The sequence below is a fragment of the Skermanella sp. genome (assembly GCF_059503625.1).
The window spans coordinates 1-10,411 of the sequence record NZ_JCACHA010000750.1 but is presented as its reverse complement, the minus strand read 5'-3'; the positions used below and the strand labels follow the sequence as shown (position 1 = coordinate 10,411).

Annotated in this window: 7 protein-coding genes; 1 reads left to right on the top strand and 6 read right to left on the bottom strand. The window is 64.4% G+C overall.

The annotated features are described in order from the left end of the window. Window positions 1–520: ATPase domain-containing protein (locus tag AC5JJ6_RS25860; protein ID WP_496044824.1), on the bottom strand; the 520-nt coding region annotated here is incomplete at its 3' end. A 313-nt stretch (window positions 521–833) separates the two neighbouring features. Here AC5JJ6_RS25860 and AC5JJ6_RS25855 point away from each other — a divergent pair. Next, on the top strand, window positions 834–2,150 hold the full coding sequence (locus AC5JJ6_RS25855; protein ID WP_496044823.1) for a sensor histidine kinase: 1,317 nt from the start codon (window positions 834–836) through the stop codon (window positions 2,148–2,150). Between the two features lie 24 nt (window positions 2,151–2,174). On the opposite strand, the gene AC5JJ6_RS25850 is transcribed toward AC5JJ6_RS25855, so the two are convergent. From AC5JJ6_RS25850 to AC5JJ6_RS25830, 5 genes are all read right to left on the bottom strand, one after another. Then, window positions 2,175–4,730, bottom strand: coding sequence for an ATP-binding protein (locus tag AC5JJ6_RS25850; protein WP_496044822.1), 2,556 nt, complete (start codon window positions 4,728–4,730; stop codon window positions 2,175–2,177). Then, window positions 4,727–5,269: a TOL_0243 family YfiR-like periplasmic protein gene (locus AC5JJ6_RS25845; RefSeq protein ID WP_496044821.1), complete on the bottom strand. Its 543-nt coding sequence runs from the start codon at window positions 5,267–5,269 to the stop codon at window positions 4,727–4,729. The genes AC5JJ6_RS25850 and AC5JJ6_RS25845 overlap by 4 nt, the downstream gene beginning before the upstream one ends. Window positions 5,270–5,323: 54 nt before the next feature. Further along, window positions 5,324–7,324, bottom strand: coding sequence for a TOL_0244 family TonB-dependent receptor (locus AC5JJ6_RS25840; protein WP_496044820.1), 2,001 nt, complete (start codon window positions 7,322–7,324; stop codon window positions 5,324–5,326). Window positions 7,325–7,415: 91 nt separating this feature from the next. Next, complete coding sequence (locus tag AC5JJ6_RS25835; RefSeq protein WP_496044819.1) at window positions 7,416–9,050, bottom strand: ATP-binding response regulator; 1,635 nt, start codon at window positions 9,048–9,050, stop codon at window positions 7,416–7,418. A gap of 447 nt (window positions 9,051–9,497) precedes the next feature. Beyond that, entirely contained in the window at window positions 9,498–9,656 is a 159-nt protein-coding gene (locus AC5JJ6_RS25830; protein ID WP_496044818.1) for a hypothetical protein, read from the bottom strand. Between the last annotated feature and the right edge of the window lie 755 nt (window positions 9,657–10,411).

Below are 10,411 nucleotides of genomic sequence, written 5' to 3'. Positions count from 1 at the left end.
CATGGCTGTCGCCCATCTCGCCTTCCAGCTCGGCGCGCGGCACCAGGGCCGCGACCGAGTCAACCACCAGCACGTCGATAGCACCGGAGCGGACCAGCGTATCGACGATCTCCAGCGCCTGCTCGCCCGCGTCCGGCTGCGAGATCAGCAGTTCGTCGACGTTGACGCCGAGCTTGCGGGCATAGCCGGGATCGAGCGCGTGTTCCGCGTCGATGAAGGCGCAGGTGCCGCCGGACTTCTGGGCCTGGGCGATCACGTGCAGCGTCAGGGTGGTCTTGCCCGAGCTTTCCGGACCGTAGACCTCGATGATGCGCCCTTTCGGCACGCCGCCGATGCCAAGCGCTATGTCGAGCCCGAGCGACCCGGTGGAGATCGCCTCCACCGCCGGCATCTCGCCGCCGCCGCCCAGCTTCATGATCGCGCCCTTGCCGAAGGCGCGTTCGATCTGGGTCAGGGCCGCATCGAGCGCCTTGTTACGATCCTGTGTGGACTCAACGAGCCTCAACGGAGGTGTGGACATGATAGAGACGTTCCCAAATTCCGATCAAGTCCGGTATGTACTATTTTTGTTCTCATTTTTTAGGGTTTGGCAGCGTTTTTCACGCTGCTAATTGGGGGTAGAAACATCCTGCGGGATGCGGACGCCGCGGCGTCCGTCTTTTCCGCATCCGACGAGCGGCATAGATTGCCGGCCGAGAGCTTCGGCGAAGATATGGAACGCGCCGGCCTGCTGGCTAACCGGCCCTTAAGATTTGTAGCCTAATTTAATAGAAATTGCAGAATGTCCGGACGCCGGACACGAGTCTTTAAGTGGAAACCGTTGGAGATCGGACATGCTTGCGAGGGGAGAAGCGCGGGATCGCCTGATCGTGCTTGCCAGTTGCGCTTTGGTCCTGGCCGTTTCCTCATCGCTGGATCTCGTCGAAGCGATCCATGATTACCTGAATGAATTGGAGCAGTTCCAGGCGGACGAAGTCTTCACTGCGTTCATCGTGGCCGCCATCGGGCTGGTTTGGTATTCCCGTCGGCGGCTGAAGGACTTCCGGCGGGAGCTGAACCGCCGGATCGCGGCGGAAGCGTCCCTTACCCTGGCGGAGCAGCGCCTCGCCCTTGCGGTCGAAGCGGCCGATGTCGGCCTCTGGGACTGCGATCTGGAAACCGGCCGAATGGAACGCTCGCACCAGCTGGACGAGGTGATGGGCTGGAACGCAGCCGATCTCCATACCGGCGAGGACTTCCTGGACCGCGTGCATCCCGCCGACGCCGAGCGCATGCGTGGTCGCGTGACCGAAGCGATGAACGGCGGCGCCTACCGGGTCGAGTTCCGCGTCCTCCGGCCTGACGGTTCCGTTACCTGGCTCGAGTCACGGGGCCGCGTGCTTTTCGACGGGAGCGGTCCTGTCGCCAGACCCAACCGGATGGCCGGAACGGTCATGGTGGTGACCGACCGTGTCCTGAGCGCCGAGCGGCTCAAGGCATCGCTGGCGGAAAAGGAAACTCTGCTTCAGGAGGTTCACCACCGCATCAAGAACAACCTTCAGGGATTGTGGTCGCTGATCCAGCTGGAAAAACGCAGGCTGGGCGGTGGAGCGGTCCGGGACCGGCTGGACGCGCTGGAGGGCCGCATCCAGGTGATGGGGGAGATCCACAAGGCGCTCTACGCTTCCGAAAACGTGTCCACGGTGGACATCGGCCCACAGCTGCAAACCTTGTGCGAGGGCATCCGCAGCATCTCGCCCAGGCCGGAGCTGATCTCGATCCAGGTCGCATCCGATCCTCTGCGGTGCTCTCTCGACACCGCCATTCCGCTCGGAATGCTCGTCCACGAGATCGTCACCAATGCGGTCAAGCACGCCTTTCCCGAAGGCCGTCCGGGGCGGATTTCGGTGTCGCTCCGACGGGCCGGCGACACCGTGAGGCTGATGGCGTCCGACGACGGCCAGGGCGACGGATCCTTGGAGTCGGGGGAACCGGGCGGCGGGATCGGCAAGCAGCTGATCCAGTCGCTGAGCGGGCAGCTTTGCGGTTGGGTGACGGTCTCCAAATTGGAAGGGACGACGGTCACCGTCGAGATGCCCGCCGGCCTATTCTCGCTTTCCGACCCGAATTCCTCCAGCCACCATCCGGTGCTGGAAGCCGAACCGGTCTGACGCGGCCGGCCTTGGGCAACCGCATCAGCCGGGATGGCTCAGCGAGGCCAGGGCGCCCCGGACGCGGTTATACTCGGTTCCGATGGATGCCAGGGTGCGGGTGGCCATCCCTTCGGGAGGAGCGGCGCCTCTGGTGGCGCCGCGCGCCGCCGTTTCCAGTTCCCGGCAACGGTCCGTCAGTTCGAGCGCCCCGATGCTGGCGCTACTCGACTTCAGGCTGTGGACGGTCTTGGCGATCAGGGGCCAGTCACAGAATTCGACGCCCTCGCGCAGCCGCTTCATAAGGTCCGGCGTCCTGTCGAGATAGAGCTTGGCCACTCTCACCAGCACGTCGGGATTGCCGAAGGAACGCAGTTCGTCCAGCGTGCGCCGGTCCAGGACGCTGTCGGCATCGAGACCGGCATCCGGACCGGCGTCGCGCCGGGGCTCGGCGGCCGGCGGAGCCCCCGGTTCGCGCGCCGCCTCGTTCCGGGCCAGCCACCGGCGCAGGACCACGCCCAGCTGCTCGCGCGTGAATGGCTTGGCGATGTAGTCGTCCATCCCGGCGGCAAGGCAGTATTCCCGGTCGCCGTTCAGGGCATTGGCGGTCAGGGCGACGATCGGGATCCGGGCAGCCTTCAGGGGCTGGCGCGTCTCGTCCAGACGGATGGCGCGGGTCGCGTCGAAGCCGTCCATCTCCGGCATCTGGCAGTCCATCAGGATCAGGTCGTAGTTGTGGCGCCGCGTCCGTTCCAGCGCCTCCGAGCCGTTGACGGCGGTGTCGACGGTGCAGCCGAGCAGCTTGAGCCGCTCCATCGCCACTTCCCGGTTGATCGGGTTGTCTTCCACCAGCAGGACATGGGCCGAGAGCGGGTGGTTGAGCCTGTCCGGCACGGATACCGGCGTGGACGCCGGCTGGTCCACGGCACTGCCGGCGGCAGCCGGTTCGAACGCAACGGTGAACCAGAAGGTCGATCCGGCGCCGGACCCGCTGGTGACGCCGATCTCGCCGCCCATCAGGGCGCAGAGCTGCCGCGCTATCGCCAGTCCCAGCCCCGTGCCGCCGAAGCGGCGCGTGGTCGATCCGTCGGCCTGGGCGAAGGCATCGAAGATGGCCGCCTGCTTGTCCTGCGGGATGCCGATGCCGGTATCGGCCACCTCGAAGCGCAGGCCGATCTTTCCGGCGGGAACCCCGTCTCCGGCGGCGGGCTTGACCCGCACCGTGACCTCGCCCGAACGGTCGGTGAACTTGAGCGCGTTGCCGATCAGGTTGACCAGGATCTGGCGCAGCCGGCCGGCGTCGCCGACCAGGCCGGAAGGGACCGACATCGGGATCAGGCAGGCGAGTTCGATCCCCTTGGCCGCGGCCTGGCCGGTGAAGCACTCGGTGACCTCCTGGACCAGGGATCGCGGGTCGAAGGGACTGGCGTCCAGTTCCATCTTGCCGGCTTCGATCTTCGACAGGTCCAGGATCGAGTTGATCAGGCCGACCAGCGTTTCTCCGGAGTGGCGGACCACTTCGGCAAAGTGCCGCTGCCGTTCCGACAGGTCGGTATCCAACAGCAGCTCCATCATGCCCAGGACGCCGTTCATCGGCGTGCGGATCTCGTGGCTCATATTGGCGAGGAACTCGCTCTTGGCGCGGTTGGCCGCTTCCGCCGTCCGCTTCGCGTGGCGAAGCTCGCGGACGATCCTTTCCAGCTCGGTATTGGCGTCGGACAAAGCCGCGGTGCGCTCGGCCACCTGCCGCTCCAGCATCTCGCCCTGGTTGGCCAGCCTCTCGTCGCGCAACCCGATCTGCCGCAGCATGTCGTTGAAGCCGTCGATCAGCGCGTCGATCTCGTCGCCCCGGCGGTCTTCGCGCCCGGAGCCCGGATCGCGCCGGAACAGGCGTATCGCATAGTCGTTGGAGGCCGAGACGGCGGCCATCGTGGTGGTAAGGTCCATGATCGGGCCGGACACCACCCGCTGGAGCCGAGACGAGATCAGGAACGTTCCCAGCAGCGAGATGACGGCGGCCAGCGCCACGATGCCGTAGTAGCTGCGAAGGTTGACGGTCAGCTCCGTCAGGTCCGCCGTCAGGTGGACCAGCCCCAGGATTTCGCCGTCGAGCCGGATGGGAACGAAGACGTCCAGCCCCTCGTCCGTGAACTCGTGGAACTCGTGGCCGTCGGAGGTTCCGGCGGCATCGGTTCCACTGAACTTGCCGGCCAGGAGGGCATCCCTGATGAAGTCCTGCTCCATGTCGGCGGCGGCATCCGCGATGTTCCCGGCTTCCACCTCGCTCTTGGCGGCATATGTGGCGAAGGCGCCGCCGTTCATCGGGACGATGTGGGCGTGCCGGATCTGGGGCTGGGCATGCAGCGCCGCCAGGGTCTGCTCCGCCGCCCTCGGGTCGTCGAAGCTCAAGGCCGCGGTGGTGTTGGCCGCGATCACGTGGCCGATGCTCGCCAGCTGCGTCACGGCGCTTTGCCGGTAGCGGCCCTGCTCGTGGAAGATCAGCGCCGCCGTGATCATCAGCAGGCTGATGCCGCTGGTCAGCAGCATGATGCTGATGAGTTTCCGCTGGAGCGGCATCTGGCGGAACAGGGAGATCTTCATGACGAACCTGCGGCACGGGTGATGATCGCCAGCTTGAGCAGTTGCGAACTGACGGTCAGGCCGGTCGGCGCTATCCTGTCCGGGTCGATCTCGAACCGGATGCGGCCGTCGGTGAGGACGAAGCCGACCATGCCGCCGGAGCGGACGAAACCCTGACCGTCGCCGACCGTCAGGACCGGCTTGCCCTTCAGGTTTTCGGCCAGTCCGGCGATTTCCCGGGCGTGGGGAGGGCCGACGAAGACGATGCGGCACCGCCCGATCTCTCCGGGCTTCGCCAGCCGGCGCACCTCGACCGGCCTGCCGTCCACCGGCTTGCCCTTGAGCAGGTCGAGTGCCGGACCGAACGGATCGTCGCCGAGGATGCAGATCGTGAAGGTAGCTTCAGCCGGTGATTGCGAGGGCGGCCACGCCATGAACTTGGCGAAGTTGTAGAGGAAGGCGGCCTTCACTTCGTACTCGTTCGGCGACGCGAGGGACTGGCCCGACGACCCTGCGGTCGCGAGCAGCGCGATGACGATGATCAGCGCATAGCCGTTCATGCGCCGGAAATGGCTGCGGACGGATGGGCTCCGTTTGCATTGCAAAAACATGCTTCAGAACTGCACCGTCGCCTTGGCGTAGACGCTGCGGCCCACGCGGGTCGGAGTCGTCGACAGGAATTCCGGCCGGTACTCCAGGCGCGAGCCGCCGACGAGGTTCTGTCCGACCAGCGACAGCTCCACCCCATCCGTCGCCCGCCAGCCGATGCGGGCGTCCAGCGTGGTGTAGCCGTCGATCTGGAGGGCCGACAGCCCGGTGGTATGCCGGACGATCACGTCCATCTCGACATCGCCGCCGAGATCCGCCGAGGATTGCAGGTTGAACTGGTGCTGCGGACTGCTGCCGTCGTCCAAAGCCGCCGAGAAGGTGTCCACGCTGCCGTTGTCGGCGCGCGTCTCCATCCGCAGGAAGGTGTAGGAGCCGCGCATCCGCCAGCCGTCGAGCGGCTGCCATTCGGCGGCGGCCTCGGTTCCCCAGGTCCGGGCGCTCAGGCCGTTGCCGGCGAGCAGGGGCATGTTGAGCCGAACGGCCGGGGTCGGCGAGAACGCCACCGGCTGCGGTTCGAGCGAGCGCAGCTTGTCGTAGATGTTGTAGAAGCCGGCGATGTCCAGCGACAGGTTGGGGGCGAGATGGGCGCGGTAGCCGGCCTCGAACGCCGTCAGGTTCTCGGAGTCGAAGCTGCGCTGGCCGGTCGGCTCGACCGTTACGGCCAATCCCGCCGGTCCGGGCTGGATCGCCTGGACGAAGCGGATGTCGTCTTCCGCCCGCGACGGCGTGCGGACCGCGCGCGACACGGCGGTCCAGAACGTGTGGTCGGCCGCCGGCGTCCAGAGCAGTCGGGCGCTGGGCTGGATCTCGGTCCCGCTATAGCCGTTGCGCTCGAACTTTGACCCCACCGTGAAGCGCAGGGTATCCGGTATCAACGTGATCTCGTCCTGCACGAAGGCGCTGAAGACATGCTCCGTCCGCCGCCCCGGCTCGAGCGACAGCGAGAAGTTGCTTTCGATGTCGTCGGAGCTCAGCCGGTATCCGGCGCCCCAGATCAGGTCGTGCCGGTCGAACGGCGCCAGGCGGTGCTGGAACTCGATGTCGACCGTATCGTTGGTCGCCTCGACCTGCGGCCAGTCGATGCTTTCCCGGTTGTAGTAGGCCTGGAGCGAGATTTCCGACGTGGCTGACAGGGTGCGGGTCCAGCGGCCGAGCAGGTCGGCGTTGAGCAGCTTGTCGCGCTCCTGCACGCTCCGGGCGAAGGGCGCATCGGGCTGGAACAGCGTCGCCGTTTCGCCGAGCCTGCCGGTGGTGATGCCGCCCTGAGCCGAAAAGGCATTGTCCGCATCGGTCTTCCAGTCCGCGCGAAAGCCGGCGCGGCTGCGGTCGAAATCGTCGGAAGCGTCCTCGCCGGACGATGTCAGGCCCTGCTCCCGCCGCGTGTGCTTCGCGTAGACCCGGTAGTGGCCCTCGCCGTTGGCGAAGGCGTCGCCGAAGCGGACGGCGCCGGCCGCCCGCTCCTGGTCGCCGACGGCGCCGGCGACCAGCATGCCCTGCGTCGCGGAAGCCGGCTTCGTGATGATGTTGATGACGCCGTTGACCGCATTGGCGCCCCACAGGGTGGCGCCGGGACCCCGGATGACCTCGATCCGGTCGATGTCCTCCAGCATCGTGTCCTGCAATTCCCAGAAGACGCCGGAGAACAGCGGCGTATAGACGCTTCGGCCGTCGATCAGGACCAGCAGCTTGTTGGCGAAGCGGCCGTTGAAACCGCGCGCGGTGATCGCGTAGCGTCCGCTGTCGATCCGGGCGACCTGAAGGCCGGGGATCAGCCGTAGCGCGTCGGGTATGGTGGTGGCGCCGGAGCGCCGGATGTCGTCGCCGGTCAGGACCGAAACGGCCGCCGCCACGTCGCCGAGCGCCTGGGCCTTCTTCGCCGCCGAGGTGACCTCCACCCGCAGGTTCATCAGGTCTTCCAGGCTGAGATGCGTCAGGTCCGATACGCCTATCCGGTCGAGCGCCGAGGCGGCGCTTACCGGCATGACGGCCGCTGCAAGGATGGACATCAGCGTCCTTAGACCGGGTCGGCGTCGCACGGCGGTAATCCTGGTTCGGATGGAGGGCGGGGTGTGGTTGGGCGGCATGACGGCCTGAAGTTCATTCGGCAGCCGTGACCGGCAGCTTTCGCTTTTCCGCAAGGATGCGATCCTGTGGAAACGTCAGGATGACCGTCGTCCCGACATCGGGGGCGCTCAGGATCTCCAGCGTACCGCCGTGTAGCTCGATCAGCCGCTTGGTCAGCGGCAAGCCGAGACCCGTGCCTTCGTAGCGCCGGCTGTGGGAACTGTCGATCTGGCCGAACTTGGCGAGGGCGATCGGAATATCCTCGACCCTCATGCCGATGCCGGTATCGGCGACTTCGAACACAAGGCCGCCGGTGCCGCCCTGGTCCAGGAACTGGCCTGGATATTCGCGCCGGACCCGCAGCACCACCTGTCCATGGTCGGGCGTGAACTTCAGGGCGTTCGACAGGATGTTCAGCAGGATCTGGCGCACCCGCAATTCATCGGCGAAAAGCGCGGGAAGTGGCCGGTCCGGCAGATCCAGGGTGAACGAGATCCCCTTGGCATCGGCCTGCGCCTGCAACAAGCGGCGGCAGGCATGGGCGACCCTGGTCACGTCGATGGGGTCGTCGTGAAGCTCGATCATGCCCTGCTCGGCCTTGGACAGATCCAGGATTGCGTTGATCAGGTGCAGCAGATGCTCGCCGCTCTCGTGGATCATCCGGACATAGCTCTCGTACTGTTCGTTGCCGATCGGGCCGTAGAGCTTCCTGTCCATGATCTCGGTGAAGCCTAGGATGGCGTTCATCGGCGTGCGCAGTTCATGGCTCATGGTCGCCAGGAACTCGGACTTCGCGCGGTTGGCGGCTTCGGCCTGATTGAGAGCCCTGCGCAGGACGTCCTCGCTGCGGCGGCGTTCGGTAATGTCCTGGGCAACCCCGGCGACGCGGACGATCTCGCCCCGGCAATCCCGCTCCGGCCGTCCGGTGAAACGGACGATCCTGATGTCTTCGCCATCGTCGACGATACGGTAGTCGCCGCTTTCCTCGGCGGGTGGCTTGCCCTGCCCGAGCAAGTCGGCCGCAGTGCCGAACCGGTCCCGGTCGTCGGGATGGATGCGCGAAAGGAGTGCGCCGAGGCTGGGGGCGAGTTGCGACCGTCCGTCGCCGTCCGGTGCGTAGCCCAGCAGGGAGAACATCTCCCTGGACCAATTCATCTCGCCCGTGGCGACGTCCCATTCCCAACTGCCGAGCGACGCGATCTTCTGGGCCTGCGCCAGCCGCCGCTCGCTCTCGCCCAGGCGGCGAAGGCTTTCGCTTGCCCGCAGCATGTAGCGCAGTCGCTGCATCAGGATCATCCAGTTGATCGGCTTGGTGATGAAGTCGGTGGCGCCGGCATCGTAGGCCTGCTTGATCGAGCCGACGTCGTCCAGGCCCGTGACGATCAGGATCGGTATATGGGCGCCGATCCCGCTGGGCAGGGCGCGCATGGCGGCACAGGTCTCGAAGCCGTCCATTCCGGGCATCACGACGTCGAGCAGGACCAGATCGGGCCGGTGATCCTGGAACATCGTCAGCGCAAGTTCGCCGTTGCAGGCTTCCGCGACTTGGAAGCCTTCGCGTTTGAGCGCCTGGCGATACAGGAACTGCGCCACGTCGTCGTCGTCGACGACAAGGACAAGAGGCTGCGATCCATCGCTCCAGCCTGGGCTGGTCGGATTGGTCAGCATGGGGGCACGACATGGTAGGATACGAAACGATGGCGCATTCCGCAGGCGGACGCCGCGATGGCGATGGCCGGGAAGCCGGATGTACAGGCAAGGCGAAGGATGGGGTCCATTTTTAATCCTCCCTTCACATCCTGTTGAGTTATCTAAAAATAGAGATACCTCAAAACTCGTTGAAAATTCATTAGAAGGTTCGCCTTCGAACCGGTAACGATCTAGGTACAACCACCAGACTTTGTAATTATAACTTAAGTAAAACAGCGGTATGTTGAGGGAGATGGATCTTGCAGGAGCCTTGCGACGACTCCGCAGCGACTTATGAGCCGCTTTCGGCCGCTGTCAGCGGACCAACGGGAAGGTCCGGGCGGAGCGATTTACCGCTCTTTAGAAAGCGTCTGGAAGCCGCTTCCACGCCCGGCATGACGACATGAGCGAACCGGACCCGTCCGGTCAGGCCGCTTTCCGGCGCGCCGGCCGCAGACGGTGCTTCATCTCGTCGAGAAATCGGCGCACTTCCTCGACGGTCAGGCCGTCGCGCGCCAGCAGGGCATGCAGGATCGGGTCGTTCAGCAACTCGTCGAGCGACGGCTCGGGTCTTCCTTTGTTCATCACCGATCTCCAGAATATCGACTGCTATAAACCGCACTGGAACTCCAGGCGGATACCGGCGTCAGGAAGTCCGGATAGGATTTGAGTGAAACCGATCGGCTGGTCATCGCACGATTCCCTCCTTGGGAAAGCCAATTTATTGTTGATGAGATTTTCTCTGGCGACGCCCTTTTAGGCTTTTCGCACCGGTCTCTCCAATCTAAAAATACTGCCGGCTGCGAATCTTTCGGCATAAGGAATAGGCCCTTGTGCAAGTCTCTCCCGCAGCGGCGTGTGCAGTCGGAATAAACCGGCTGAGACTGCGGCATCGCCGTGCTCCCGAGGGCATGAGGGTAAGTACCCCCGGCTTGGCCTGTCCGACGATCTGGAATCCGGTTTTACATGAAACGGTCTTTGACTGTTTGTAACCGGAAGTTGATCAAATCAAGAGCCGTAGAGGTGGAATGGAAATATCGCCTCCGGTTTTCAAAATACGGCGTAAGGTGCGCTTAAAGTACCGAAAGAAGCTAAGCTGCTTGAGAAGTTCCGTGTTTTTTGTCTGTGGGATCAGTGATTGGATGTTTGATAATGATTTGCAATCACATAAAACAGACAAAATCATAGGGTCCTTGTCTTTCGACATACACATACCCTTTTTAGCTATTTTTTCCAGTCAAGTGGACATTCACTAAAAGTATCGTGTGTGTCATGCCTGGGTATCCAGTAGCCTTATGATGTTGAATTCTTGCTTATGCGGAACTTTTGCCGGGTAAGCG

What these genes read in the sequence shown, in the direction of transcription:
- AC5JJ6_RS25855 (WP_496044823.1), top strand. Translation starts at nt 834, where the DNA reads ATGCTTGCGAGGGGAGAAGCGCGGGATCGCCTGATCGTGCTTGCCAGT.
- AC5JJ6_RS25850 (WP_496044822.1), bottom strand. Translation starts at nt 4,730, where the DNA reads ATGAAGATCTCCCTGTTCCGCCAGATGCCGCTCCAGCGGAAACTCATC.
- AC5JJ6_RS25845 (WP_496044821.1), bottom strand. Translation starts at nt 5,269, where the DNA reads ATGAACGGCTATGCGCTGATCATCGTCATCGCGCTGCTCGCGACCGCA.
- AC5JJ6_RS25840 (WP_496044820.1), bottom strand. Translation starts at nt 7,324, where the DNA reads ATGTCCATCCTTGCAGCGGCCGTCATGCCGGTAAGCGCCGCCTCGGCG.
- AC5JJ6_RS25835 (WP_496044819.1), bottom strand. Translation starts at nt 9,050, where the DNA reads ATGCTGACCAATCCGACCAGCCCAGGCTGGAGCGATGGATCGCAGCCT.
- AC5JJ6_RS25830 (WP_496044818.1), bottom strand. Translation starts at nt 9,656, where the DNA reads ATGAACAAAGGAAGACCCGAGCCGTCGCTCGACGAGTTGCTGAACGAC.